Source organism: Micromonospora sp. NPDC049801 (assembly GCF_040656575.1).
Classification (GTDB): Bacteria; Actinomycetota; Actinomycetes; order Mycobacteriales; family Micromonosporaceae; genus Micromonospora.
Map to the genome: position 1 here is coordinate 127,432 of NZ_JBFAMS010000013.1, position 25,900 is coordinate 153,331.

Genomic DNA, 25,900 nt, shown 5'->3' on the forward strand with positions numbered 1-25,900 from the left:
CGAGTCGACCGGGGCCCGTTTCGTATGTCGCTCAGCGCTCCGCGCCCGTCACCAGTCACCACCGCCGAAGTCGCCGCCGCCGAAATCGCCACCACCACCGAAGTCGCCGCCACCGAAACCGCCGCCGCCGAAGTCACCACCGGCATAGTCGCCGCCGCCGAAGTCACCCGCCTGGTCGCCACCACCGAAGTCGCCGCCCTGGTCGCCGTAGTCGCCGCCCTGGTCACCAGCGTCGCCGCCCTGGTCGTCGGCGTAGTCGGCGCCGTCGCCGAAGCCCTCCTGGTAGCCCTGGTCGTAGCCGTACCCCGGATCGGCGAAGGCCGGCGAGAACAGCGCGTCGGCGATCAGCATGCCGCCGAGCACGCCGGCGCCCGCGCCCAGCGCGGTCTTCCACCACGGCGTCGAGTACCAACCGGCCGGCACCGGCCGACCCTGGTACCGCCCACCCGGGTAGTAGTAGGGCGTGTCCCGACCGGGCTGCGGGCCCGCCCGGAAGGTCTGGCCCTGCACGTCGACCTCGCGCTCCTTGGTGAGCTGCCCGACGCCCCGCGCGGCGGCCAGCGCCGGCACCTCGGGGCCGGGGTCGATGCCCAGCGCCGTCCGCGCCGCCCGGATGTACGCCAACCCCTCCAGCGCGGTCTCCCGGGCGAGCGCGAACTGGTTCGGCGTCCGCGCCTGCTCCAACTGCGAGCCGGCCGCGTTGTAGCGCTCCCCCGCGTCGGCGAGCGCCTGCCGGACGGCGGGCTCCTCACCCTGCAGGGTCATCAACTGGCCGCCGAGGCGCTCGTACCACCGTTGCGCCTCGGCGCGGGCGTCGCCGAGCGCGACACGCCGCTGGGCGTTGGACCGGGAGTAGGCGAGCAGGCCGGCACCCACCACGGCGGCGGCGACGACCACCAGGCACAGCAGAGCTTCCATGTCAACGAACGTACCCCCGGGTGTCACGTCGCACCCGTCTGGCAAGCTCCGGTGATGGACGTCTCGACGTTGCTGGTGGTGGTCGTCTGCCTCGGTGCCGGCGGGGCGGTGGGTTGGTACGCGGCCCGGTCCCGGTCGGCGGCCGACATCGCCCGGCTCGACGCCACCCTGACGGCCACCCGCGAGGGCGAGGGGCGGCTGGAGCAGTCCATGCGGGCGTTGAGCTACGAGGCGACGGCGCAGTCCCAGGAGGCGGTGGCCCGAGCCGTGGCGCCGTTGCACGACAGCCTGCGCCGCTACGAGCAGCGGGTAGCCGAGCTGGAACACGACCGCGTTGACGCGTACGCCGAGCTGCGCGAGCAGGTCCGCTCGATGAACGTCGTCTCCGGTGAGCTGCGCACCGAGACCAAGCAACTGGTGGCCGCGCTGCGCGCGCCACAGGTGCGGGGCCGCTGGGGCGAGCACCAACTGCGCCGGATCGTCGAGGCGGCCGGCATGCTGGAGCACTGCGACTTCTCCGAGCAGGTGACCGCCGCCACCGACGATCAGGTCGTCCGCCCGGATCTGGTGGTACGCCTGCACGGCGGCCGGTCCGTGGTGGTGGACGCGAAGGCGCCCTTCGACGCGTACCTGACGGCCATGGAGGCCCGCGACGAGCGCGGCCGGGACACCTACCTCGACGCGCACGCCCGACACCTGCGCGGGCACGTCGACGCCCTGGCCGCCAAGTCGTACTGGTCGGCGTTCGACAGCTCGCCCGAGTTCGTGGTGCTGTTCGTCCCGGCCGACCCGTTCCTCGACGTCGCCCTCCAACGCGATCCGACGCTGCTGGAGCACGCGTTCGCCCGCAACATCGTGCTGGCCACGCCGGCCACCCTGGTCGCGCTGCTGCGCACGGTGGCCTACTCGTGGCGGCAGGAGGCGCTGGCCCGCAACGCGGTGGCGGTGCACACCCTCGCCCGGGAGCTGTACGGCCGGCTCGCCACCCTCGGCGACCACGTGGGCAAGCTCGGATCGTCGCTGACCGGCGCGGTGACCGCGTACAACCGGGCGGTCGGCTCGCTGGAGGCGCGGGTGCTGGTCAGCGCCCGCAAGCTCGCCGAGCTGGGCGTCTCGGACGAGGAGCTGGCGGCCCCCGCCCAGGTGGAGCTGACCCCGCGCCAGCCGCAGGCTCCGGAGCTGCTCAACGACGCCGACCGCTGACGGGGGGGCCGTTTCCCTAACGCCGGTTGGCGCTCTCGACGACGAACGGGATGCCCTGCTGGCAGGTGGTCATCGTGCCCTTTTCCACCCGGCCGGTGACGGTCACCCGGGCACCGGCGGTCAGCACGTCCCGGGGCCCGCCCACCAGCAGGTACCCGTCGAGGAGAACGCAGTTCGGCTCCACTCCGGCGGTGATCGTGCCGGTGAGCTCGGTGGCGCCGACCGGCGGCGGGACGGTGGGCCCGCCCGGCGACTTGATCGGCGGGGCGGGGGTGCTGGGCGACTCGGGGCTGCTGGGCGACGCGGGAGTGCTCGGCGACGCGGAGGCGGGCTGCCCGGTCGTCGCCGACGGTCCGCCGGGGGTGGCGGGACCGCCGGTTTCACCGCAGGCGCTCAGCGCCGCGCAGACGACCAGAGCGGGGACGACGAGCCGAAATGTCCTCATGCCGTCTTCGACGTACGGGACGGGCCCGGCGTTCCGCCGCGCTGGCGCTGGATCGTGTCAGCCGCGGGCCGCGGCGGCCTTCATGTCCCGCTTCAGCTCCTGCGGAAGCGAGAAGGTGAGCCGTTCGTTGGCGGTGGTGATCTCTTCGACGTCGGCGAAGCCGCGCTCGGCCAGATGTGCCAGCACATCGCGGACCAGGTCCTCGGGGACGCTCGCGCCGGAGGACACGCCGACCGTGCGGGCGTCGGCCAGCCAGGCGTCGTCGATCTCGTGGGCGAAGTCGATGAGGTGACCGGCGCGCGCGCCGGCGTCCAGGGCGACCTCGACCAGGCGGACCGAGTTGGACGAGTTCGTCGAGCCGACGACGATCACCACGTCGCACTCCGGTGCGATCTCCTTGACCACGTGCTGCCGGTTGGAGGTGGCATAGCAGATGTCGTCGCTGGGCGGGGACTGGAGCAGTGGCAGCCGCTGCTTGAGCCGGGCGACCGTCTCCAGGGTCTCGTCCACCGAGAGCGTGGTCTGGGAGAGCCAGACCACCTTCTCCGGGTTCCGCACGGTGACCTTGTCGACGCCGTCCGGGCCGTCCACGAGCTGGATGTGCGCGGGCGCCTCACCGGCGGTGCCGACGACCTCCTCGTGCCCCTCGTGGCCGATCAGCAGGATGTCGTAGTCCTCGGCGGCGAACCGCTTCGCCTCCTGGTGCACCTTGGTGACCAGTGGGCAGGTCGCGTCGATGGCCTTCAGCGAACGCTCCCGCGCCTGCTCGTAGACCTCGGGCGCCACGCCGTGCGCGGAGAAGATGACGGTCGAGCCCTCCGGCACCTCCTCGTTCTCCTCCACGAAGATCGCGCCCTGGGACTCCAGGGTCTGCACGACGTGCTTGTTGTGCACGATCTGCTTGCGGACGTAGATCGGGGCGCCGTACAGCTTCAGCGCCTCCTCGACGGTCTGCACCGCACGGTCCACACCCGCGCAGTAGCCACGAGGCTTGGCCAAAAGCACGCGCTTACCAGTCCGGAGATCAGTCACCCCCCCATCGTACGTGCCGCTGATCCCCCCGCACCCGCGCCCAAATCCCGGTGATCAAGAGGTTCGCGTCAGAAACGCGCCCGGATCCGACGCAAACTTCTTGATCACCGAGGGCCTCCGTAGGGTTGGGGGGTGAGTGGGGTGAGTGGTGTGGGTGGGGTGGGTGGTGGGGGCAGTGAGGGCCGGAGCAGCGCTGAGGAGCCTTGGCCTGTTCGTGTCGTCTCGCAGAAGGTCGGGGCGTGGATCGCCAAGCTGGGCTGGGTGTGGGTGGACGGGCAGGTAGCGCAGATCAGCCGCCGTCCCGGGGCCACCACCGTCTTCCTGACCCTGCGTGACCCGTCCGCCGACCTGAGCCTGACCGTCACCACCAACCGGGACGTGCTCGACGCCGGCGCGCCGGAGCTGCGCGAGGGTGCCCGGGTGGTGCTGCACGCCAAGCCGGAGTTCTACGCCGCCCGGGGCACGTTGAGCCTGCGGGCCGACGAGATCCGCCAGGTGGGTCTCGGTGAGCTGCTGGCCCGGCTGGAGAAGCTCAAGAAGCTGCTCGCCGCCGAAGGGCTGTTCGACCGGGCCCGCAAGCGTCGGCTGCCGTTCCTGCCCGGCCGGATCGGTCTGATCACCGGCCGGGCGTCCGCCGCCGAGCGGGACGTGCTGACGAACGCGCGCCGGCGCTGGCCCGCCGTGGAGTTCCGGACGGTCAACGTGGCCGTGCAGGGACCGTCGGCCGTGCCGCAGATCGTGGACGCGCTCAAGGTCCTGGACGCGGACCCGAGCATCGATGTGATCATCATCGCCCGGGGTGGTGGCGGCATCGAGGACCTGCTGCCCTTCTCCGACGAGGCACTGTGCCGGGCCGTCTTCGGCTGTCGTACCCCGGTGGTCAGCGCGATCGGCCACGAGACGGACACGCCGCTGATCGACTACGTCGCCGACCTGCGGGCCTCCACCCCGACCGACGCGGCCAAGCGGGTGGTCCCCGACCTCACCGAGGAGGTACGCCTCATCGGTCAGGCCCGGCACCGGCTCCAGCGGGCGGTGCGCAACCTGGTCGACCGGGAGTCGCACCGCCTCGACAGCCTGCGCTCCCGGCCGGTGCTGGCCCGGCCGCAGGTGATGGTGGAGCACCGTGCGACCGAGCTGGCCGCACTGCGTCAACGCGCCGGGCGCTGCCTGGACCACCGGGTCGCGGCCGCCGACGACGACCTGCGGCACACCCTGGCCCGACTGCGCGCCCTCTCCCCCGCCGCGACGCTCGACCGGGGGTACGCGATCGTGCAGCGCGCCGACGGGCACGTCGTCCGGGCGGCGGCCGAGGTCGGCAAGGGCGACCCGCTCCGGGTACGCCTCGCCGAGGGCGAGCTGGCCGCGACGGTCGACGGGGACGTGGCGACGAAGTGACACCGACCGGGGTGTGCTGAGATGGACGCGATGACTGACGACACGAAGGCCGGGCCGGACGAGCGGCTCAGCTACGAGCAGGCCCGCGCCGAACTGGCCTCGGTGGTCGAGCGGCTGGAGGCCGGCGGCACGTCCCTGGAGGAGTCGCTGGCGCTGTGGGAGCGCGGCGAGGCGCTGGCGGTGATCTGCCAGCGCTGGCTGGACGGTGCGCGGGCGCGAATCGACGCCGCCCGTCAGGAACCGTCCGCCTGACCGTCGGGTGGGATGGCCGGAGCCACCCCACCCGTACGACGGTCAGTTGAACAGGCTGTACAGCTCGGCGGGCGCTTCGACGACCTGGTCCGCCGGCGGCTTCTGCGCCGGGGTGGCGGAGCCGTAGTCGGAGTACGTCATCTTGATCTCCTGGGCCGTGGTCTGGCCGGAGGCCGGGAGTTGCAGCGCCAGCTCGCTCAGCCGGCCCTGCGGGTCGACCTTCGCGGTGAACGGGACCGTCTTCGCCTGGGTGCCCAGCGCGGCGATCGTGGCGGCGTTCAGCGAGCCCGCCTCGGCGGCCTTGGTGACGTCGATGGTGCCGGCGTACGTGCCGGTGCCGGTGCTGCGGACCTCGGTGATGCCCTGGGTCAGCACCGCGCTGCCGGCCGGGTCGACCTTGTCGAAGTCGAAGCCGAGGTTCTTGTTGCCCTTGACGCGGGCCTGGTCGAGGTGCTGGTACTTACCGAGGTTGAGCTGCTTGATGGCGGGCAGGCTGTCGGCGGTGGGGCCGGTCAGTTCCAGCTTCACCCAGCTGTCCGGCTTGGCGTGGATCACGTCGAGCTTCATGGCCAGGTCGGAGGAGGGGCCACCGATGGCGAACTTCAGAGCGGCGCTCTGACTCGGCTGGTGCACCTGCCCCTCGGCCGTGGACCCGGCGCCGGAGAGGGTGAACCGGAAGTTGCCGTCGCTGATCGCCTTGGTGGAGTCGAGCAGGGCCTGCTTGGCGTCGCCGGACACCGGCGCACCGCCGGACTGGCTCGGCGCCCCGGACGCGCTCACCGTCGGGGACGCGGTTGACCCGGCCGTGCCGGTCGTGCCACCGGCGCAGGCGGCCAGGGCGGGCGTGAACAGGGCGGCGGCTACCAGGCCGGCACCCAGTCGTCGAACAGTCATACGTGTCTCCCAAGGGGGTCACCCGACTACCTGGTCGGCGCCGGAAACCGGGCGACGCGGCAGCCCTTCGGCCACGTCGCACAATCCGGGCCGAGCGGCGCGCCCGGATCGCTCTCTTCTTGTTCCCTGTCGACGCGTCGGACAATCACCCTTGTTGTCCGGTTGTTTGCGGGCAACCGGTGCCGAACAGAGCGGGCCGGGGTGACCTCTGGTCGCCCCGGCCCGCCGTGCGGCTTACTTGAACATCTCGTACGTCTCCGCCGGGGCTTCGACCACCTTGTCCGCCGGCGGCTTCTGGGCGCCGGTCCCGGCGCCGTAGCCCGCGTATCCGATCTTGATGTCGTGCGCGGCGGTCTCGCCGGCGGCCGGCACCGAGATGACCAGCTCGGTGAGGCGACCCTGCGGGTCCAGCTTGGCGGTGAACGGCAGCGACTTGGCCTGCGCGCCCAGCGCCTTGACCACGTCCTCGTCGAGGGCGACCGACTCCGCGGAGGCGCTGATGTCGATCTTGCCGGCGTAGCTGCCCTCGCCGGTCTTCTGCACCTCGGTCACGCCCTTGACCAGGGTCTCGCTGTCGACCGGGTCGAACGTCTCCGGGTCGAGCTGGAAGTCCTTGATCTCCTTGGCCTTGGTCTTGTCGAGGTGCTGGTACTTGCCCTTGTTCTTCGCCAGCTCGGGGACCATGGCCGCCATTTCGCCGCCGAGCTCCATCTTCACCCAGCTCTCCGAGTCGATGTAGATGAGGTCCATCTCCATCGACACGTCCTGGGAGGCGTCGCCCATCTTCATGGTCAACTGCGCGCTGTTGCTGGGCTTGTGCACCAGGCCACCGCCGGTCAGGTCGGCGCCCGCAATGGTGAACGTGAAGTCGCCCTTGGCCATCTCCTTCGTGGAGGCGAGCAGCGCCTCCTTCGGGTCGGCCGGTACGGCCGGAGCGGAGGCGCTCGGGGCGGCGGCCGGCTCGGCAGCGTCGGACTTGCACGCGGCCAGGCCGGGGACGAGCAGGGTGGCGGCGAGGAAGCCGAAGCTCCACCGTCGAATGTTCACTGAGTTCTCACTTCACAAAAGGGGACATGGTCCGGCCACCGCGTGCGGGCCGGACCGAGCCGAGGGAGCGTACCGGACCGGCCCCCTCGGCGTGCGCCTCCTCGACTGTGGACTCCTCAGCCCAGCGCGCCGGCCAACTCCCGCAGTTCGTTGTCCCGCGCGTCACCGATCACGAGCACCGTGCGGGTCGGCTCCAGCAGGGCCAGCGCCTGCTGGTTCCCCCGGGCCGTGTACCGCTGCCACGTGCGCCCACTCAACTCGGTCGGCCCCTGTGGCTGCCCCTGGTCGGTCAGCTCGGCCGGCAGCAGCCGCTCGGCCGGCACGCTGCTCTGCACGAGCTGCACACCCCTGCCCTCCGGCGTCAGGTAGCCGATCCGCAGCGTCGCGCCACCCTCGACGCTCTGGTAGCGGGCGCTGACCGTACGCCATCCGGAGCCGAGCCCGTGTGGCTCGCTCACCGGGACCGCGTTCGCGGACCGCGCCTGTTCGATCGCCGGGGCGGGGTCGACGGTGGTGGCCTCGTCGCCGCCCAGGAAACCCCGGTAGAACGCCAGCAGCAGGGCGATCGGGACGAGCAGCACCAGCAGCGAGATCGCCATGTCCTTGGGTGACCGCTCGGACTTGCCCGCCGTCGCGGCTGCCCGGGGCGGCGACGGCCGGGCCGCCGGCCCCGGTCCGACGTGGGCCGGCTCGGCCACGGGGGTCGCCTCGTCGGCGACCAGGGCCGGCTCGCCGGTGGTCGGTGCCGTCGGATCCACCGGGCCCGTCGCGGCGGGCCCGGCGCCGGGGGCGTCCGGGAGGTCGGCCGGCGGCTGGCCGTCGGGCGGCGTCTGGTCGGCGGGTACGCGGTCAGCAGGCTGTGCGGGTTCCACCCTGCCATCTTCGCAGCCGCCCGACCGGCGGTATCCGGCCCATCACCGCCCCGCACCGGCGCTCGGTCGGCCATCGTGTGAGGATCAGCGACAAAGCCGGCAGCGACGCCACTTCGCCGCCGGCCGTCCCCGCACCGTCGCGAGGAGGAGCAGCCGTCATGACGAACACCAGGACCCGGATCCCACAGGATCTCGACCGCAACCTGGCCCTCGACCTGGTCCGGGTCACCGAGGCCGCGGCGATGGCCGCCGGCCGCTGGGTCGGCCGGGGTGACAAGGAGGGCGGCGACGGCGCCGCTGTCGACGCCATGCGCAAACTGATCAACTCGATCCAGATGCGCGGCGTCGTGGTGATCGGCGAGGGTGAGAAGGACAACGCCCCGATGCTCTTCAACGGCGAACACGTCGGCGACGGCACCGGCCCGGAGGTGGACGTCGCGGTCGACCCGGTGGACGGCACCACGCTGATGAGCAAGGGCATGCCGAACGCCCTCGCGGTGCTCGCCGTCTCGGAGCGAGGCGCGATGTTCGACCCCAGCGCGGTCTTCTACATGGAGAAGCTCGCGGTCGGTCCCGCGTACGTCGACGTGATCGACATCAACGCCGGGGTCAGCGAGAACCTGCGCCGGATCGCCAAGATCAAGGGCACCGACGTCTCCGAGGTGACCGTCTGTGTGCTGGACCGCAGCCGCCACGAAGACCTGGTCACCCAGATCCGCCGGACCGGCGCGGGCATCAGGTTCATCTCCGACGGCGACATCGCCGGTTCCATCCTGGCGGCCCGCGGCGAGTCGGACGTCGACGTGCTCATGGGCATCGGCGGCACCCCGGAGGGCATCATCTCGGCCTGCGCGCTCAAGTGCATGGGTGGCGCCATGCAGGCCAAGCTGTGGCCGCGCGACGCCGAGGAGCGGGAGAAGGCCCTCGCCGCCGGGCACGACCTGGACCGGGTGCTCGGCACCGACGACCTGGTCACCGGGGACAACTGCTTCTTCGTGGCGACCGGTGTCACCTCCGGTGACCTGCTGCGCGGGGTGCGGTACCGGGCCGGCGGCGCGTACACCCAGTCGATCGTCATGCGCTCGAAGAGCGGCACCATCCGGGTCATCGACTCGTACCACCGGCTGGAGAAGCTGGCGCTCTACTCCGCGGTCGACTTCGACGGTCGCCCGCTAGCCGAACAGGAGTGAGCGGCACCGGCACCGCGGCTCCGCCGACCCTGCCAGCCACCCGCCGGATCATCGGTGTCGCGCTGGCGTCGGTCGCCGGGGTCGCGGTGGCGGCGCAGTCTCGGATCAACGGCGAGCTGGGCGTACGCCTGGCCGATGGTTTCGCCGCCGCGGTGGTCTCCTTCGGGCTGGGCCTGGTGGTGCTGCTGGTGCTGGTGCCGGCAACCCCTGGCGGGCGGCGAGGGCTGCTCGCCGTACGGCGGGCCCTCACGGCCGGCACGCTGCGCCCGTGGCAGTGCCTCGGGGGAATGTGCGGGGCGTTGCTGGTGGCCACGCAGGGGCTCACCATCGGCTCGCTGGGGGTGGCGGTCTTCACCGTGGCGGTGGTGGCCGGCCAGTCCGGTAGCAGCCTCGCCGTCGACCGCGCCGGCATCGGCCCGACCGGTCGGCAGCCGGTCACCCGACAGCGCCTGGCCGGCGCGGTGCTCACGGTGCTCGCGGTCGTCCTGGCGGTCGGTGACCGGCTCGGCGATCCGGGCGGGCTGGCGCTGGCGCTGCTGCCCCTGCTGGCCGGGGTGGGCATCGCCTGGCAGCAGGCGGTGAACGGGCAGGTCCGGGGGGCGGCCGACAGCGCGTTGACCGCCACGCTGGTGAACTTCGCCGTGGGCACGGCAACCCTGCTGGTCGCGTTCGCGGTCGACATCGCCGTACGCGGCTGGCCGACCGGTCACGCGCCGAACGAACCGTGGCTCTACCTGGGCGGCCCGATCGGCATCGTGTTCATCGCGATCGCCGCCGCGATCGTGCGGACGACAGGTGTGCTGCTGCTCGGCCTGGCCACCATCGCCGGCCAGATCGTGGGGGCCGTACTGCTGGATCTGGTGCTGCCCACAGCGGCCTCGCACCCCAGCGTGAACAGCCTGCTCGGGGCGGCACTGACGTTGGTGGCCGTGCTGATAACCGCCCTGGCCCCACCCGCCGCCCAGCCGTGACCGTTGGCAGCTCGATCCACTCTGGTTCATCGAAACCGCGCTGTCCCACCGCCTCCGACGCCCCGATGTTCAAGAACCCGAGTGGATCAAGGCGCAACCCGGTAGGGCGGGTAGGGCGGCGAATCGCGCCGGTTCTCTTCGCGGGCCGGGTCGGCCAGCCTCGCGAGCCGGACCGCCAGCAGCAGGCCCGGCACGGTGGCCAGCCCGGCCAGCGCGACGGCCACCCAGGTCTGCCCGAGTGTGCCGTTCACCCAGCCGGCCAGCGGTAGCGAGGCCAGGATCACGGTGAGCAGCAGGTCACCCACGGCCAACCCGACCCAGTGTCCCGGAGCAAAGTTGAGCCACGCGACGAGAAGCAGCGCGCCCGCCGCCAGCGCGCCCAACGGCACGACCAGGAACAGCACCGTGACCACGACGCTCGTCGCGTCGACCCGGGGCCAGCTGGCATCCAGCACGAGTCCGGCCAGCACGATCGTGACGGCACCGGCGATCCCCCACCCGCGACCGCCACCGCCACGTCGGATCGCCAGATGACCGGCGAATACGGTGACCACGCAGCCGAGCAGCAACGCGAGCCCGAACGCGAGCCAGACGTCGACCCCGCGTTGGACCCGCCCGCCGTCGCGCAGCGGGGGCAGTTCGGGCGGACCAGTCGCGGACGGCTGCTCACCGAGGAACCCGACGCGCCGCCACCCGCCGTCCGACAGGCGACGCAGGAAGCCGTCCCGACCGTTCGCGACCAGCACCTCGTGGCCGCCGCCCAGGTGTGGATAGACGACCAGTTCCCGGGAGGAGAAGTGACGGCGGGCGTCGCCGGGGGCCGGATAGCGCTGGGCCAACGCGTCGCGCCGCGGGTCCGGCACCTCCCAGGCAACCTGCCAGGTCACGCCGGCGTCGTCGCTCTGCTCCACCCGAAGGTGCCCCGGTATCACCCGGTAGCAGCGCGGTGGGTCTTCCGGCGCACACGCCCGCTGACGCGGGGAGTCCTGGCTGTTCAGCCGTCCCGTCTCGTCAACGGTGGCGTTTCGCCAGGTCACCGCCCCGTCGTTGCTGACCGCCCACTGGCCGTCGGCCGGGTCGTCCGGCCAGAACGACGCGTCTTCGGAGCCCTCGCCGACCGAGATCGCCGGACGGCCGTCAAGCATCGTCGTACCCAGCGCGTACGGAAACCAGGCCGCACTGGTGGCGGCCACCGCCAACACCGCCGGTGGCAGGACCACCAGCAACCGGACCAGCCGGGCCGTCCGGTGCCGCACGGGTCGCCTCCGCGCCCGCGTCCAGCTCCACCATGCCAGGCCGAGTGCCGGCAGCGTGAACAGGTCGGTCCGGTCGGCCCGGACCAGTGACGGTCCCGCCAGTGCGGTCCAGGCCGAGGAGGCCAGCTCAGCGGCGTACCCACTGGATTTGACCACCGCGAATCCGGCGCCCACCGCGACCAGGCCGACCAGCGCGGCCCTGCGGGCCGGCAGCCGCGGCGCCAGCAGCGTGAGCAGCACCGCGACCAGCGGCGGAGCGAGCACCAGGCCCGCCAGGTCGCTCAGCTTGCCCGTCACCAGGCCCGGATACGCCGCCTTCCACAGCCGGTCGTTGAGGACCAGGAGGACGAGCGCGAGCAGAGTCGTCGGGTGGCAGAGCCAGGCCAGCGTCGTGGGTGCGCCATCACGTGCCTTCCCGGTCCCCGTCATTCCCTCAGGGTCCATTCGACCCGTCTCGAACCGGACACGAACCGGTCAGTGTGCGATACCGACCGTCAGCCCACGTCGGAGGAGTGCCCGGGGAACAGGTGCGCGCTCGGGTCGATGGCGACCGCCGCGTTGTTGACGGCCGTGGCGGCCTCGCCGAAGCCGGTGGCGATCAGGCGCACCTTGCCCGGGTACTCGGTGATGTCGCCGGCCGCGAAGACCCTCGGCAGGTTCGTCGCCATCGCGCTGTCCACCACGATGTGCCGGCGGTCGAGCCGGAGCCCCCATTCGGCGAGGGGGCCAAGGTCGGCGGTGAAGCCGAGGGCGGCGACCACCGTGTCCACCGGCAGGGTCTCGGCCGCGCCGCCGCGCACGGTCACCTCGGCGCCGGTCACCTCAGCGTCCCCGATCAGGCGGGTGACCTCGGCGTTCACGATCACCCGCACCGGCAGCGACAGCACCCGGGCGACCGTCGAGGCGTGCGCCCGGAACTTCTCCCGACGGTGCACGAGGGTCACCGAGCGGGCCAGCGGTTGCAGGGCCAGCGCCCAGTCGAAGGCCGAGTCGCCGCCGCCGACGATGAGCACGTCCCGGTCGGTCAGCTCGGCCGGGTCGGTCACGAAGTAGACGATGCCGGCACCGGGGGCGCCGTCGGCGCAGGGCAGCGGCCGTGGGCTGAAGCTGCCGAGCCCGCCGGTGACCACGACCGCGCCGCAGCCGAGCTGCTCACCGCCGGCCAGGCCGAGCACCGGCCGGTCATCGGTGTACGACAGCTTCTCGGCCCTCGTGCCGAGCAGGTACCGCGGAGCGAAGGGCGCCGCCTGGGCGACCAGGTTGGCGACCAGGTCACGACCCTTGACGGCGGGGAAGCCGGCCACGTCGAGGATCAGCTTCTCCGGGTACATGGCGGTGACCTGGCCGCCCGGCTCCGGAAGGGCGTCGATCACCGCCACGGACAGGCCCCGGAACCCGGCGTAGTACGCGGCGAAGAGGCCGGCGGGACCGGCTCCGATCACGGCGACATCGACCTCGCGCATGGCGTACCGTCGCTTTCCGCTCGCGGATCAACGCGTGCTGATCTCGACGGTAGGCGGGGCGCGGCGGTCGGGCAAGCATGTCCCAGGGGCGCGCCGACAAGCAGGTCAGGGCAGGCTGAGGGTGGATCCCGAGTAGTCCGGACCGTCCACCGTGGGTCGGCGGCGGCGGAACAGGATCGCGGCCACCACGCCGCCGAGCAACCCGAACAGGTGCCCCTGCCAGGAGATCCGCTCGTCGGTGGGGAGGATGCCGACGAGCTGCCAGCCGTAGAGCAGGCCGACGAGCAGGAAGACGGCGAAGTTCCACCAACTGCGCTCGACGATGCCGCGGGTGAGCAGGATGCCCAGGTAGCCGAAGATCACCCCGCTCGCGCCGACCACCACCGAGTTGGGTGAGCCGGTGAACCAGACCCCGAGGCCGGAGACCAGGATGATGACCAGGGTCGACCACAGGAACCGCCGGGCGCCGGCGGCCAGCACGAAGGTGCCCAGCAGGATCAGCGGGATGCTGTTGCTGTAGAGGTGGTCGAAGCCGTGGTGCAGGAACGGCGAGAAGAAGACACCGTCGAGGCCGTCGATGCGGTGCGGGATGATGCCGGCGGTCGCGTCCAGGCCGAACGCGAGCCCCTGGTCGATCGCCTCGATGAGGAAGAGGAACGGGACCACCGCGCACATGGCGACGAAGGCCCGGCCGAGGGCGGCGTAGAACGCCTCGGTGCCGAACCGGAACGGGTCGCCGCTTGGCGGATGCAGGCTCACCCCCCAACTGCTATCAGCAAAAGGGGCCGACCGCCACTCACGTCCTGACCGGGGTTACGCGCGACGGCGGGGCGGGTGGTCGCCCACCCGCCCCGCCGTCGTACGTCGTCAGTAGTGGTTGTTGTTCTGGAAGTAGGTCCAGGCGCCACAGGGCGTCTTGTACTTGCCCTTGATGTAGCCCAGGCCCCAGATGATCTGGGTGGCCGGGTTGGTGCGCCAGTCGTCGGCGACCGTGCCCATCTTGCTGCCCGGCAGTGACTGCGGAATGCCGTACGCGCCGATGGGGTTGGCGGCCTTGTGGTTCCAGCCGCTCTCCTTGGTCCAGAGCTTCTCGAGGCAGGGGAACTCGGCGATGCCGAAGCCCTTCTCGAGCATCAGCGCACAACCGATCTTGCGGTTGCCGCTGTACTCGGCGCAGGAGGCCGGGATCGGCCCGTCGTACGGCTTGGCGGCCTTCTCCGCCTCTTCCCGCTCGCGCTTGCGCGACGCGGCGGCGGCCTCGGCCCTGCGGGCCCGCTCAGCGGCCTCCTTGGCCGCCTGGGCCGCCCGCAGCTTGGCCTGGTACTCGGCGGCCCGCTGCCGCGCGAACGCGACCTGGTGGCTGGCCTGGCGCTCGCGCTGGTAGGCGAAGTCGACGCGGTCGACCTCGACGCCGACCTGCGCGGTCAGGCCCTGCTGCTGAGTTTCCCGGTCTTCGCCCAGGTAGAAGCCACCGGCGACGCCCACGGAGAGCAACGCGACAGCGGCCGTACGGGCACCCAACCGGCTCCACAGCCGACTCACGAAGTGGTCCCTTCGTCGGGGGCAAGGACACGGCGCGGCGCCGGGCCACGTCAGCCCTCAGCCGTGCCGTGAGCGCCCCGACCGGTGAGCCGGTCGCGCCGACGCACCGATCGCCACTGATGCCGCCCTGACCTCGGGCGAGCGATCACCGACGATGCCTGTGGTGCGTGGGCGCTCGTGGGACACCATCGCGCACAGTGAGGCACATGGGAAACCGACCGCGCCGTTTGTGATCTGCGCCACACTTAGAATAGGGACGAAATGCTACAAAACCCCCATCACTGCGGGATGTCCTCGAGAAGATCGGTCACCATGGCGGCGATCGGCGACCGCTCCGAACGGCTGAGCGTGACGTGGGCGAAGAGCGGATGGCCCTTCAACGCCTCGATCACCGCGGTCACACCGTCGTGCCGGCCGACCCGCAGATTGTCCCGCTGGGCCACGTCGTGGGTGAGCACCACCCGGGACCCCTGCCCGATCCGGGACAGCACGGTGAGCAGCACCCCGCGCTCCAACGACTGGGCCTCGTCCACGATCACGTAGGCGTCGTGCAGGCTGCGCCCCCGGATGTGGGTCAGCGGCAGCACCTCGAGGATGCCCCGCGAGGTGACCTCCTCCAGCACGTTCTCGTGCACGACCGCGCCGAGCGTGTCGAAGACCGCCTGCGCCCAGGGCGACATCTTCTCCGACTCCGACCCGGGCAGATAGCCCAGCTCCTGACCACCGACGGCGTAGAGCGGGCGGAAGACGATCACCTTCTTGTGCCGGCGACGCTCCATCACGGCCTCCAGGCCGGCGCAGAGCGCCAACGCCGACTTGCCGGTGCCGGCCCGGCCGCCCAGCGAGACGATCCCGATCGTCTCGTCGAGCAGCAGGTCGAGGGCGATTCGCTGCTCGGCCGAGCGGCCGTGCAGCCCGAACGCCTCACGGTCGCCCCGGACCAGGCGGACCGACTTGTCGGGCAGCACCCGCCCGAGCGCCGAGCCGCGCGCCGAGTGCAGCACCAGCCCGGTGTGGCAGGGCAGCCCGGCCGCCTCGTCCAGGTCGAGCGTCTCGCCCGCGTACAACTGGCCGATCTGCTCCTCGCCCAGCTCCATCTCCGACATGCCGGTCCAGGTCGGGTCGCTGGCCTGACCGTGGCGGTACTCGTCGGCGCGCAGACCCACCGAGGCGGCCTTGACCCGCAGCGGCATGTCCTTGCTGACCAGCGTGACGTCCCGCCCCTCGGCGGCGAGGTTGAGCGCCACCGACAGGATCCGGGCGTCGTTGCTCTCGGTGCGGAACCCGGGGGGCAGTACGCCGTCGTCGGTGTGGTTCAGCTCCACCCGCAGCGTCCCGCCCGCGTCGTTGGCGGGTACCGGTCGGTCGAGGCGGCCGTGCCGGATGCGCAGTTCGTCGAGCATCCGCAACGACTGCCGGGCGAACCAGCCCAGCTCCGGATGGTGCCGCTTGCCCTCCAACTCGGTGATGACCACCAGTGGCAGCACCACCTCGTGCTCGGCGAAGCGGTGGAACGCCGCCGGGTCGGACAGCAGCACGGAGGTGTCGAGAACGAAGGCCTGCCCCGCTGGTCGGGGCTCCTTGTTCTCGGCCGGCGCGGCGTCCGCCGCACGGCGGCTCCGGGCGGCGCGGCGGGTCGTGGCAGTCGCGGCCGGGGTCTGGTCGGCACCGGCGGTGGTACGGCGAGTCGTCACAGGCCTGCTCCGACGGATGGGCACCCGGCCACCCGTTTTCCGCCTCGTCCGGTGCCCGGAGGGGTCGGATGCGGAACCCCGTGCGCGAGGTCGCAGATCCGGGTGGACCGGCTGGCTCGGGAGAACCCCGCGCCATGCCTAGACGCTAGCGGCGCAGGACCGTCCCGGCTAGGGGCGATCGTGGATCTCTGGAGACGGCCGTGTGAACAGCGCCGGACCGACGAGCCGGCGCGGGACGACGCGCGACGTGCGGCACCGTGGCGGCCGGGCGCGGCGAGCCGGCCGGGATGCATGCCCCCTGCGCGCATCCCGGCCGGCGGGGCCGCCGCCACCGGTCTGACGTGGCCCCGACGGTGCGTGTCCGCCGCGGACGACGCACCGCGTTCCCGCGTGCCGGTCGGCGGGACGCTCGGAGGCGACCCGCCAGCCGGCTCAGCCGGTTCGTCGAACGAGCGTGCCGGTCGGGTGCCGCCCGGTGATCGGGGCAGCCGGCGCGGTGAACGACGAGCCGGTGTAGGTGGTGCCGGGGCGGGTCACCGCGTCGGGGCGGACGACCGTGCCGGCGGAGCGGACGGCCCCCGGGGAGGAGACCGACAACGCGGAGGCGATCGCCGCCTGGGCGTCGCGACGGCGGCGGTTCCAGGCGCCCCGGTCCCCGTCGAAGTAACCCTGGCGGTAACCGAAGCGATAGCCGATGCGGTAGCTGAGCTGGCCGTGCAGGCGACCGGCGGCGTAGCTGGTGGCACCGAGCACCAGGACGAGGAAGACCACGAGGAACGGGCTCATCGGGCGCCCCCCGCCCGGCCCGGACGCCGGCTCATCGCTCCTCCGGCTCGACCGTGGTGGGGTCGGCCGTGGGGTCCGCGACCAGCAGCCGGTCCAGGTCGTCGGTGCTGACCTCCTCGACCAGCTCGACGGTGATCCGACAGCCGTCCAGCACGACCTCGGCGACCGAGGATCGACGGATCTCCCCGCCGGCGTCGTAGACCCGGACGCTCAACTCGGGGCAGCCGAGGTGGGTACGCCAGGCGTTCCACTCGGTGCGGTCGCCGACGCTCAGCGACAGGTATCGGCAACCTCGGGCAAGGTAGAGGCGCCACGGGGCACTCAGCCCCGCTGCCACTCCCTCGGCGATCAGCCCGAAGGCCTGGGCTCGGGTGGCGAGCTCGGTCACCACACCCCCTCGGCACCGGGGGCGTGACGCATGTGAGCACCAGTCGTCTCATGCACGTGACACACCGTAGATTGTCCCATGAGCGTGACAGTATCAGCTTTTCGTCCCCTTACATTCGCCACGACGGGCATCTATTCTGCCCGGGTGACACCCCTCGAAAGCGGCGCTGGATCGTTGGTTACGAATCCGAGAGTGCCGTCACGTCCGCGTGACAGCAGCGTGCCTGGGCAAACATCCGCTGACGGCTGGTCGTACCGTCACGGGGTGACCGAGACGGCCAACGCGCGAAAAATCGCCTTCGCCACCTTCGTTCGGCGCGCCCTCGACGAGGCGCGGGCCACGCGCGCCTGGAGCGGCACCGAGGTGTCCCGGCGTACCGGCGTCTCCCGGCAGACCATCAACCGGTGGGTCCGTGGCGACTGGGCCAGCGACCCCGAGGCCGAACGGGTGGTCGCCTTCTGCGAGGGCCTGGGGCTGAACCCCGCCGCCGCCTTCGCCGCGCTGGGTTGGGACCGCACCGCCAGCGGCCCGCGCGCCGGACAGCCGGCCCCTCCGATGGACCCGGACGTGGAGGCCCTGCTGCGCCGCCTGGTCGACCCGAACGTGTCGGACGCGGAGAAGTTCCACATCCGCGAAACCATTAGATACCTCGCATACCGCCCAACGCTGCCGGTCGATGTCCGAAATAGAGGCAATCAAGCCGGGTAGTTCCTCAGATGGCGAAAGAACGCCTGGTCAGGTTCATTCGTTTCGCTCCGGGGCAGGAACGGGCACGCTAGCGTCCCTATTCGTACTGCTTGGGCTCGTCATCGGCGGGGGGACGGGACAAGGCCGAACCTAGCCCTGCGGGACAGAAGGAGGGGTCTGTCCATGACCCTGAAGTGGTGGGGAGTCGTGGTCGCCACGGTGTCGATGACACTGTGGGCGACCGGCAACGTGGTGACCCTCGCGGTCAACGGTGGGCAGCTGCCGCTGCTCGTCAACCTTCTCGCGCTCACCAGCGCCGGTACGGCGGTCATCCTGGCCGTCGTCGCGGAACTGCACGAGCGGCTCAACGACCGGCTCAGCGCGCTCACCGAGTTCCTGGTGGCACGCCTCAACGAAATCGAGACCCACACCGGGGATCGAAACACCGGGTTCGTGGAGGGCTACCTGCTCAGCCACGGACAGGAGGCGGCGGTGGTGCCGTTCGGACGCCGTGGACGAGGAGCCGCCGAACGCTGACCGAGCGCCGCCGGGTGGGTCCGCTCGGCCAGGAATGAGCCTCCAACGCCGGGGTACGCTGACGCGCGTGCCGCCGTTGAATCTGGGCAACCACCAGCCGAGGACCCCGTTGAACGCCGACCAGGCCTGGCAGATAACCGCCGGCCGGGCCGATGGGACCGTGCTCTTCTTCGACTTCGACGGCACCCTCGCGCCCGTCGACGACGATCCGACGGCGGTCCGTCCCGCGCCGAACGCGCTCGCCGCGATCGAGGCGCTGGCCCCGGTGGTGCGGCGGATCGCGATCGTCTCCGCGCGGCCCGTCGAGTTCCTCCGCGACCGCCTCGGTGAGCTGAGCGGCGTGGACCTGTACGGCCTCTACGGCCTGGAGCACAGCCACTCCGGTGGTGAGACCGTCACCGAGCCCACCGCCCTGCCCTGGGTGCCCACCATGGCCGAGTTGGCCGACCTGGCGCGCGAGGAGCTGCCACCCGGCGCCCTCGTCGAGTTCAAGCGGCTCTCCGTCGCGCTGCACTGGCGTACGGCCCCGCAGCTCGGTGCGACGGTGCAGCAGTGGGGTCAGGCGCAGGCCGACCGCCTGGGGCTGCGGGTGCAGGCCGGTCGGATGGTGCTGGAGCTCAAGCCACCGGTCGACCGGGACAAGGGAATGGTGATCGGCGAGGTGGTCCAGAGCGCCAGCGGCGCCTGGTACTTCGGCGACGACGTCTCCGACATCAAGGCGTTCGCGGCGCTACGCGCCCGCGCCGAGGGCGACCCGGACTTCTTCGGTGTCTGTGTGGCCGTGGCCAACCCGGAGACCGGCCAGGAGGTGGCCGACGCGGCCGACCTGACCATCGAGTCACCGGCCGCGCTGGGGGACTTCCTGACCCGGGCCCTGGACCAGCTCCCCTGAGGCCGTCAGGCGCCGTAGCGGCGCTGACGGGTGGCGTACGAGCGCAGCGCCCGCAGGAAGTCGATGTGCCGGAAATCCGGCCAGTTCAGCTCGCAGAAGTAGAACTCCGAGTGCGCGGACTGCCACAGCATGAACCCGGACAGTCGCTGCTCCCCACTCGTACGGATGACCAGGTCGGGGTCGGGCTGGCCACGGGTGTAGAGGTGTTCGGCGATGTGCTCGACGTCCAGCACCTCGGCCAACTCCTCGAGGGTGCCGCCGGATGCGGCGTGCTCCAGCAGCAGCGAGCGGACGGCATCGGTGATCTCCCGCCGGCCGCCGTAGCCGACCGCGATGTTGACCTCCGCGCCGCCGCTGCGGTCCCGGGTACGCTCCTCGGCGCCCTTGAGCGCCGCGGCGGTCTGGGCGGGCAGCAGGTCGAGCGCGCCGACGATGCGCAGCCGCCAGGGGTTGCCCTCCTCCGCCAGCTCCACCACCAGGTCCTCGATGATCTGCAGCAGCGGGTCCAGTTCGCTGGCCGGGCGGCGCAGGTTGTCGGTGGCGAGCAGGTAGAGCGTGACGTGGCCGATACCGGCCTGGTCACACCACCCGAGGACATGCTTGATCTTCGCCGCGCCGACCCGGTGCCCGTCGTTCGGGTCGACGTAGCCCATCTCGCGGGCCCACCGGCGGTTGCCGTCGCACATCACCCCGACGTGCCGGGGCACCGGCTTGCCCGCGAGCTTCGCGGTGAGCCGGCGCTCGTACACGGAGTAGATAAGGTTCCGCAGCGTCATCACCTAGCAGCGTAGCGACCCGCCCGCCGGATCACCCCTTCGGAGGGCGATCCCCGCCGGACAGTTCGATGCCGATCATGCCCAGCGTACGGGCGGTGAGCCGCCCGTCGCCAAGCCCCAACTCGACCACGTCGTCGAACACCCGGTCGTCCCGACGGGCCGCCCGGACCGCGGCGTCGACCACTCGTCGCCGCCGCGCCAACCAGGCGGCCACCGAGCTGTGGCGCAGGTGTGTGCCGAGGCGGCGACGCAGACCCGCAGCGTAGCGGCGAGCCGCCGCCTCCGGTTCCCGAGCCGCAGCGGCCCCGGCCAACGCTCCGGAGAGCAGCGCGTAGAAGATGCCCTCCCCGGTGAACGGATTGATCAGCGACAGGGCGTCGCCGGCCAGCAGGGTGCGGTCCCGACCCGGCGCCGGCCGGTGCGTGGACAGCGGCAGGTGGTGGGCGCGCAACGCGGTCACCGTCGACAGGTCGGTGCCGGGCAGCAGCGCGGCCAGTCGATCCAGCAGGTAGGCGCGGCTCAGCGGCTCGCCGCGCAGCACCTCCCCGTACCCGACGTTCGCCCGCCCGTCGCCGATCGGAAACGACCAGGCGTACGCCGGCCAGCGCGCCTTGGAGGTCACGATGAGCTGCTCGGGTGGGCCGGGCAGCGCGGGCGCGTACCCACGGATGGCCAGCGCGAGGTGCCGGTCGGGGTTGACGGGGTGGCCGAGGGCCCGGCGCACCACCGACCCGGCGCCGTCCGCGCCCACCACCACCCGGCCGGACAGCTCTCCGTCGAGCACCACCCGGTCGCCACGCGGCTGGACCCGGCGGACGCTGTGCCGACGCAACTGCGCGCCGGCGGCCACCGCCGCGGCCACCAGCCGCGCGTCGAAGACCTCCCGGGGCACGGTGTACGCCGGCCGGGGCAGCGCCCGAGCCACCGCCTGGCCGCCCGGAGCGACCATCCGCAGCGCGGGCAGCGGGGCGTACCCGGCCACCGCCTCGGTCACGCCCAACTCGTTGAGGACGTCCACCGAGTGCGCAGCGATCCCGTCGCCACACGCCTTGTCCCGGGGAAAATCGGCACGGTCCAGCAGCAACACGCTGGCACCCGCCCGGCGGGCCGTCAGGGCGGCGGCCGCCCCGGCCGGCCCGGCACCGACCACCACCACGTCGAACTCGTCGCTCACCGCGCGCCTCCCTCCGACCGGGGCGGCACGGCTCGTACCCGTCCCGCCCGGCGATCACCTGGGCCGTCGACACCGGCCACGGTGACCGACGTCACCCGTCATCCTGCCCCCTGACCGCCCGCCCACACGGCCGCCGCTCTGCCGCCCGCCCACACGGCTGCCGCTCTGCCGCCCGCCCACACGGCTGCCGCTCTGGCGCCCGCCCACACGGCTGCCGCTCTGCTGCACCGCTGCCGCCCGCCCAGCCGCCCGCTGCCACCCAGACGGCCGCCGCCCGCCCACACTGCTGCCGCCCGCCCACACTGCTGCCGCCCGCCACACACCGCTGCCGCCCGCCCACGCGGCTGCCGCTCTGCCGCCTGCCCGCCGACGCGTGGACCGGCGGATCGGCTCCGGCACCCGTGCCGTCTACTGCGCTGCCTGTCGAGCTGCCCCATAGATGGGGCAGGGGCTCCGATGGCTCGACGGCGCGCTGCCGCCGAGGCTAAGCCGCACCGCCGGCGACCCATATCCGGGGCAACTCGACAGGGCTCACACCAACCCCGCCAGCCCCGCGCCTCCGATGGCTCGACGGCGCGCTGCCGCCAGGGCTAAGCGAGCGCCGCCGGCGGCCCATATCCGGGGCAACTCGACAGGGCTCACACCAACCCCGCCAGCCCGACCGGCCAGCCCCACCGACCGGCCAGCCCCACCGACCGCTTCGCCGGCACGCCCGCAGGCTCTCAGGCGGGGATGGCGGCGTCGGATGCCCGCGCCGCCCGGCGTAGGCCGTAGAGGGCCAGGGCCGCGGCGGCCACCAGCGGGGCGCCGTCGCGGATCAGGCCGTCCAGGCCCAGCAGCCACCAGCACAGCGGCAGGTCCACCGCGAGTACGCCCAGCGTGACGACGATCAGCAGGCCCCGCGCCCAGTCCTTGCCGCGCATCAGGAACGCGGTGCAGAACAGCACGGCGTAGCTGGCCGCGATGCCGGCGCCGAACCAGAACAGCACGGCCGGCACGGCGGAGAGGCGATCGTCCAGGATCGCACCCCCGGCCACCAGCGCCGGCACCAGCATCAGCGGGCTGTAGGTGAACGCCGCCACGCGGCTGGTCAACAACCACGCGCTCGCCTGCGGCCGGCGCGGCGGCGTCTCCCGCCACGAGATGCCGGTCTTGTCGATGACCAGTCGGGGCCGGTGCCGAACCAGGTGCCCGGCGAGCGCCGACGAGCGGTAGAGCAGCCAGACCACCGCCACACACAGCGCGCTGAGCGCGGCGAAGCCGAGCAGTCCCGGCAGCGGCGGCACTCCCTGCCGGGGCACGATCAGCCGGCCAACGGCGAAGATCGTGGTGACCGCGAGGATCAACCCGAACGGGCGGGCCACCGTCCGGCCCCTGCGCACGTGCCCGATCAGCAGCAGAAAGCCGAACGAGCGCAGCATGGCCCAGCCGGTGCGTACGGCCAGACCGAAGCCCTGCTCCGGGGCGTACCACCAGTTGAGCAGCTCGACCACGACGGTGGCCGCCGCTGTCGTCGCGAGCAGGAGGGTGAGCGCGCGGACGGCGGACGGCCGCCGGACCTCGGTCTCGGCGGCCGTCCTCATGGGATCCGTTGTTGCCCGCGGCGGGCGATGTTCACACCTGGCGCTGGGGCTGTACCGCGTCCAGTCGGGCGCGCAGCGCGTCCAATTCGGCCCACAGCACGCCGGGCAGCTTGTCACCGAACTTCTCGAACCACTCGGTGATCATCGGCAGCTCGTTGCGCCACTCGTCCGGGTCGACCTTCAGCGCGATCCGGACGTCCTCCGGGGTCATGTCCAGTCCCTCGACGTCGAGCGCGTCCTGCGCCGGGACCATGCCCACCGGGGTCTCGACCGCGTCGGCCGTGCCCTCGATCCGCTCGACGATCCACTTGAGCACCCGGGAGTTCTCGCCGAAGCCCGGCCACAGGAACGAGCCGTCCGGATCCTTGCGGAACCAGTTGACGTAGTAGATCTTCGGCAGCTTGGCCTCGTCGCCGTCGGCGCCCTTGCCCATCTCGATCCAGTGCCGGAAGTAGTCGCCCGCGTGGTAGCCGATGAAGGGCAGCATGGCCATCGGGTCGCGGCGGACCACACCCACCGCGCCGGACGCGGCGGCCGTCGTCTCGGACGAGAGCGTCGCGCCCATGTAGACGCCGTGCACCCAGTCGCGAGCCTCGGTCACCAGCGGAATGGTGTCCTTGCGGCGGCCACCGAAGAGGATCGCGTCGATCGGTACGCCGTTCGGGTCGAAGTACTCGTCGGCGAGGATGGGGCACTGCGTGATCGGGGTGCAGAACCGGCTGTTCGCGTGCGAGGAGAGGCTGTCGCTCTCCGGCGTCCAGTCGTTGCCCTTCCAGTCGATCAGGTGCGCCGGGGGCTCCCCCATGCCCTCCCACCAGACGTCGCCGTCGTCGGTGAGGCCCACGTTGGTGAAGACCGAGTTGCCGCGGTCCAGCGTGCGCATGGCGTTGGCGTTGGTCTTCCAGTCGGTGCCGGGCGCGACGCCGAAGAGGCCGTACTCCGGGTTCACCGCGTAGAGCCGGCCGTCCGGGCCGAACCGCATCCAGGCGATGTCGTCGCCGATGGTCTCGACCTTCCAGCCCGGGATGGTCGGCTCCACCATGGCCAGGTTGGTCTTGCCGCAGGCGGACGGGAAGGCCCCGGCGATGTGGTGGACCTTGCCCTCCGGCGAGGTGATCTTGAGGATGAGCATGTGCTCGGCGAGCCAGCCCTCGTCCCGGCCCATCACGCTGGCGATACGCAGCGAGTAGCACTTCTTGCCGAGCAGCGAGTTGCCGCCGTACCCGGAGCCGTACGACCAGATCTCGCGGGTCTCCGGGAAGTGCGAGATGTACTTGGTCTCGTTGCAGGGCCACGGCACGTCCTGCTGGCCCGGAGCGAGCGGGGCGCCGATCGAGTGCAGCGCGTGCACGAAGTCCGCGTCGTCGCCCATCGCCTCGAGGATCGCCGCGCCCATCCGGGTCATGATGCGCATCGACGCCACCACGTACGGGCTGTCGGTGATCTCGACACCGAACATCGGGCTCTCGGCCTCGACCGGGCCCATCACGAACGGGATGACGTACATGGTGCGACCGCGCATCGAGCCGCGGTACAGCTCGGTCATCGTCCGCTTCATCTCGGCCGGCGCCATCCAGTTGTTGGTGGGGCCGGCGTCCGCCTCGTCGACAGAGCAGATGTAGGTGCGCTCCTCGACCCGCGCGACGTCGGACGGGTCGGTGCGCGCGTAGAACGAGTTCGGCTTCTTCTCCGGGTTCAACCGGATGAGGGTGCCGGCCTCGACCAGCTCATCGGTGAGGCGGCGCCACTCCTCGTCGGACCCGTCCACCCACACGACCCGGTCGGGGGTGGTCAGTTCCGCGACCTCACGGACCCAGGCAAGCAGTTTCGGATGGGACGTCGGGGCCTGATCGATACCCCGCACTACAGCCGGAGCAACCATGACACATCTCCTTGTGGTCGACGCTGACCGATCTATGGGATGCACGAGTCTCAGCGACGCGAAGCGCCGCCTTCGTGGAAACCTGGGATTGGGCTCAGCGTAAACCGGGCAGCCTTCCGAGTCAGTGGGACTGGTTGTGAAGAACTGCACAAGGTACGGCCACGCTGCGGCATCACGATCTGATACCCGCTTTCCTGCGCAGTTTCACGCAAATCTTGTTGTGCACCCCCGGTCGACGCGTGTTGCGGTCGGGCCGTCAACCCACCCTGCCGACCGGTTCGCGGATTCCCGTTCCGAGCCGCGTCAGTCCTCCCTTCTGGTTACGCTGCGTTCAACGGCGGCACACCGACTGACAGGGCCGCCATAGGCGACGATGTCCCCCTCGCCGTTGCTCCCCCGCCGACACGTCCACAGCCGGTAGGCTCGCCCCGTGGCCGCCACGATGACCGGGGAGCAACCGGGCCCCCGGCAGACCCGACCGGGTCTGGTCCGCGCACTGCTCGACCGTTTCGGTCACCTCGTGCGCGAGTTGAGCAAGTTCGCCACGGTGGGCGGGATTGCCTTCCTCGTCGACTTCGCGCTCTTCAACTACCTGACGACCGCGCGCGGCATGGAGCAGGTGACGGCGAAGACGATCTCGACCGTGATCGCCGCGACCTTCGCCTTCCTGGGCAACCGCTTCTGGACCTGGCGGCACCGCCAACGCAGCAACCCGGCGCGGGAGTACGCGCTGTTCTTCTTCTTCAACGCTGTCGGCCTGGGGATCGCGGTGGGCTGCCTCGCGATCAGCCGGTACGGGCTCGGCAGCATCTGGCCGGCGGTGTTCCAGACGCAGCTCGCCGACAACATCGCCAGCTTCGTCGTGGGCACCGGCCTCGGGACGCTGTTCCGATTCTGGTCCTACCGGCGGTTCGTCTTCGTCGAAGCGGGAACACCGGTCGTTCCGCAGGTGGAACACGACCGGGATCACGGGGCGTGACCTGCCGCCCACCTCGTCCGGCCGGTGATCGCCGGCTTC

General features: G+C 71.8%; 26 protein-coding genes. 9 read left to right on the forward strand and 17 right to left on the reverse strand.

Annotated elements, in window-relative coordinates:
* Positions 1-48: 48 nt before the first annotated feature.
* Complete coding sequence (locus AB0I89_RS22910) at positions 49-918, reverse strand: hypothetical protein (protein ID WP_357130158.1); 870 nt, start codon at positions 916-918, stop codon at positions 49-51.
* A gap of 54 nt (positions 919-972) precedes the next feature.
* On the opposite strand from AB0I89_RS22910, the gene AB0I89_RS22915 reads away from it, so the two are divergent.
* The gene (locus AB0I89_RS22915) at positions 973-2,121 is read left to right on the forward strand and encodes a DNA recombination protein RmuC (RefSeq protein WP_357130161.1); all 1,149 of its coding nucleotides are present in this window, start codon (positions 973-975) and stop codon (positions 2,119-2,121) included.
* A gap of 16 nt (positions 2,122-2,137) precedes the next feature.
* On the opposite strand, the gene AB0I89_RS22920 is transcribed toward AB0I89_RS22915, so the two are convergent.
* Positions 2,138-2,566, reverse strand: a complete 429-nt coding sequence (locus tag AB0I89_RS22920; protein WP_357130164.1) for a hypothetical protein — start codon at positions 2,564-2,566, stop codon at positions 2,138-2,140.
* A gap of 57 nt (positions 2,567-2,623) precedes the next feature.
* On the reverse strand, positions 2,624-3,622 hold the full coding sequence (locus tag AB0I89_RS22925; RefSeq protein WP_357130416.1) for a 4-hydroxy-3-methylbut-2-enyl diphosphate reductase: 999 nt from the start codon (positions 3,620-3,622) through the stop codon (positions 2,624-2,626).
* A 108-nt stretch (positions 3,623-3,730) separates the two neighbouring features.
* Between AB0I89_RS22925 and xseA the strand changes: the two genes are divergently transcribed.
* On the forward strand, positions 3,731-4,996 hold the full coding sequence (gene xseA / locus AB0I89_RS22930) for an exodeoxyribonuclease VII large subunit (RefSeq protein WP_357130167.1): 1,266 nt from the start codon (positions 3,731-3,733) through the stop codon (positions 4,994-4,996).
* Between the two features lie 30 nt (positions 4,997-5,026).
* The gene (locus AB0I89_RS22935) at positions 5,027-5,248 is read left to right on the forward strand and encodes an exodeoxyribonuclease VII small subunit (protein ID WP_355048864.1); all 222 of its coding nucleotides are present in this window, start codon (positions 5,027-5,029) and stop codon (positions 5,246-5,248) included.
* 42 nt (positions 5,249-5,290) lie between these two features.
* Here the strand turns inward: AB0I89_RS22935 and AB0I89_RS22940 are convergent, their stop codons facing one another.
* From AB0I89_RS22940 to AB0I89_RS22950, 3 genes are all read right to left on the reverse strand, one after another.
* Positions 5,291-6,142: a hypothetical protein gene (locus tag AB0I89_RS22940; RefSeq protein ID WP_357130170.1), complete on the reverse strand. Its 852-nt coding sequence runs from the start codon at positions 6,140-6,142 to the stop codon at positions 5,291-5,293.
* Positions 6,143-6,376: 234 nt separating this feature from the next.
* Positions 6,377-7,189: a hypothetical protein gene (locus AB0I89_RS22945; protein WP_355048866.1), complete on the reverse strand. Its 813-nt coding sequence runs from the start codon at positions 7,187-7,189 to the stop codon at positions 6,377-6,379.
* A gap of 116 nt (positions 7,190-7,305) precedes the next feature.
* Positions 7,306-8,061 (reverse strand): DUF4245 family protein, encoded by a 756-nt coding sequence (locus AB0I89_RS22950; RefSeq protein ID WP_357130174.1) that lies wholly within the window; start codon positions 8,059-8,061, stop codon positions 7,306-7,308.
* Between the two features lie 158 nt (positions 8,062-8,219).
* Here AB0I89_RS22950 and glpX point away from each other — a divergent pair, with 158 nt between their 5' ends.
* Together glpX and AB0I89_RS22960 are read left to right on the forward strand one after the other, a co-directional pair.
* Complete coding sequence (gene glpX / locus AB0I89_RS22955) at positions 8,220-9,251, forward strand: class II fructose-bisphosphatase (protein WP_357130177.1); 1,032 nt, start codon at positions 8,220-8,222, stop codon at positions 9,249-9,251.
* Positions 9,248-10,222, forward strand: a complete 975-nt coding sequence (locus tag AB0I89_RS22960; protein WP_357130180.1) for a DMT family transporter — start codon at positions 9,248-9,250, stop codon at positions 10,220-10,222. The genes glpX and AB0I89_RS22960 overlap by 4 nt, the downstream gene beginning before the upstream one ends.
* A gap of 86 nt (positions 10,223-10,308) precedes the next feature.
* Here AB0I89_RS22960 and AB0I89_RS22965 read toward each other — a convergent pair whose 3' ends face one another.
* The 7 genes from AB0I89_RS22965 to AB0I89_RS22995 all read right to left on the reverse strand — a co-directional run bounded on the left by AB0I89_RS22965 (position 10,309) and on the right by AB0I89_RS22995 (position 17,351).
* The gene (locus AB0I89_RS22965; RefSeq protein WP_357130183.1) at positions 10,309-11,907 is read right to left on the reverse strand and encodes a hypothetical protein; all 1,599 of its coding nucleotides are present in this window, start codon (positions 11,905-11,907) and stop codon (positions 10,309-10,311) included.
* 65 nt (positions 11,908-11,972) lie between these two features.
* Entirely contained in the window at positions 11,973-12,941 is a 969-nt protein-coding gene (locus tag AB0I89_RS22970) for an NAD(P)/FAD-dependent oxidoreductase (RefSeq protein WP_357130186.1), read from the reverse strand.
* Between the two features lie 105 nt (positions 12,942-13,046).
* Positions 13,047-13,700 (reverse strand): rhomboid family intramembrane serine protease, encoded by a 654-nt coding sequence (locus AB0I89_RS22975; RefSeq protein ID WP_357130188.1) that lies wholly within the window; start codon positions 13,698-13,700, stop codon positions 13,047-13,049.
* Positions 13,701-13,808: 108 nt separating this feature from the next.
* Positions 13,809-14,483: a lytic transglycosylase domain-containing protein gene (locus AB0I89_RS22980; protein WP_357130192.1), complete on the reverse strand. Its 675-nt coding sequence runs from the start codon at positions 14,481-14,483 to the stop codon at positions 13,809-13,811.
* Between the two features lie 278 nt (positions 14,484-14,761).
* A complete protein-coding gene (locus tag AB0I89_RS22985; protein ID WP_357130195.1) occupies positions 14,762-16,177 on the reverse strand; it encodes a PhoH family protein in 1,416 nt (471 codons plus the stop codon).
* Between the two features lie 432 nt (positions 16,178-16,609).
* Positions 16,610-16,963, reverse strand: a complete 354-nt coding sequence (locus AB0I89_RS22990; RefSeq protein WP_357130198.1) for a hypothetical protein — start codon at positions 16,961-16,963, stop codon at positions 16,610-16,612.
* 31 nt (positions 16,964-16,994) lie between these two features.
* Positions 16,995-17,351: a hypothetical protein gene (locus AB0I89_RS22995; RefSeq protein ID WP_355048876.1), complete on the reverse strand. Its 357-nt coding sequence runs from the start codon at positions 17,349-17,351 to the stop codon at positions 16,995-16,997.
* Positions 17,352-17,615: 264 nt separating this feature from the next.
* Between AB0I89_RS22995 and AB0I89_RS23000 the strand changes: the two genes are divergently transcribed.
* The 3 genes from AB0I89_RS23000 (at position 17,616) to otsB (ending at position 19,467) form a co-directional block, all read left to right on the forward strand.
* Complete coding sequence (locus AB0I89_RS23000; RefSeq protein ID WP_266248891.1) at positions 17,616-18,059, forward strand: XRE family transcriptional regulator; 444 nt, start codon at positions 17,616-17,618, stop codon at positions 18,057-18,059.
* 162 nt (positions 18,060-18,221) lie between these two features.
* Complete coding sequence (locus AB0I89_RS23005) at positions 18,222-18,575, forward strand: hypothetical protein (RefSeq protein WP_357130202.1); 354 nt, start codon at positions 18,222-18,224, stop codon at positions 18,573-18,575.
* 67 nt (positions 18,576-18,642) lie between these two features.
* The gene (gene otsB, locus AB0I89_RS23010) at positions 18,643-19,467 is read left to right on the forward strand and encodes a trehalose-phosphatase (protein WP_357130205.1); all 825 of its coding nucleotides are present in this window, start codon (positions 18,643-18,645) and stop codon (positions 19,465-19,467) included.
* A 5-nt stretch (positions 19,468-19,472) separates the two neighbouring features.
* Here otsB and AB0I89_RS23015 read toward each other — a convergent pair whose 3' ends face one another.
* From AB0I89_RS23015 to AB0I89_RS23030, 4 genes are all read right to left on the reverse strand, one after another.
* On the reverse strand, positions 19,473-20,243 hold the full coding sequence (locus AB0I89_RS23015) for an isoprenyl transferase (protein ID WP_357130208.1): 771 nt from the start codon (positions 20,241-20,243) through the stop codon (positions 19,473-19,475).
* Positions 20,244-20,274: 31 nt separating this feature from the next.
* The gene (locus tag AB0I89_RS23020) at positions 20,275-21,417 is read right to left on the reverse strand and encodes a geranylgeranyl reductase family protein (RefSeq protein WP_357130211.1); all 1,143 of its coding nucleotides are present in this window, start codon (positions 21,415-21,417) and stop codon (positions 20,275-20,277) included.
* Positions 21,418-22,139: 722 nt separating this feature from the next.
* Positions 22,140-23,000, reverse strand: a complete 861-nt coding sequence (locus AB0I89_RS23025) for a hypothetical protein (RefSeq protein WP_357130214.1) — start codon at positions 22,998-23,000, stop codon at positions 22,140-22,142.
* A gap of 31 nt (positions 23,001-23,031) precedes the next feature.
* Positions 23,032-24,882: a phosphoenolpyruvate carboxykinase (GTP) gene (locus AB0I89_RS23030; protein WP_357130217.1), complete on the reverse strand. Its 1,851-nt coding sequence runs from the start codon at positions 24,880-24,882 to the stop codon at positions 23,032-23,034.
* 430 nt (positions 24,883-25,312) lie between these two features.
* On the opposite strand from AB0I89_RS23030, the gene AB0I89_RS23035 reads away from it, so the two are divergent.
* Positions 25,313-25,861 carry a GtrA family protein gene (locus AB0I89_RS23035; protein ID WP_357130220.1) on the forward strand — a complete coding sequence of 183 codons (549 nt, stop codon included), beginning with the start codon at positions 25,313-25,315 and terminating at the stop codon, positions 25,859-25,861.
* Positions 25,862-25,900: the final 39 nt, after the last annotated feature.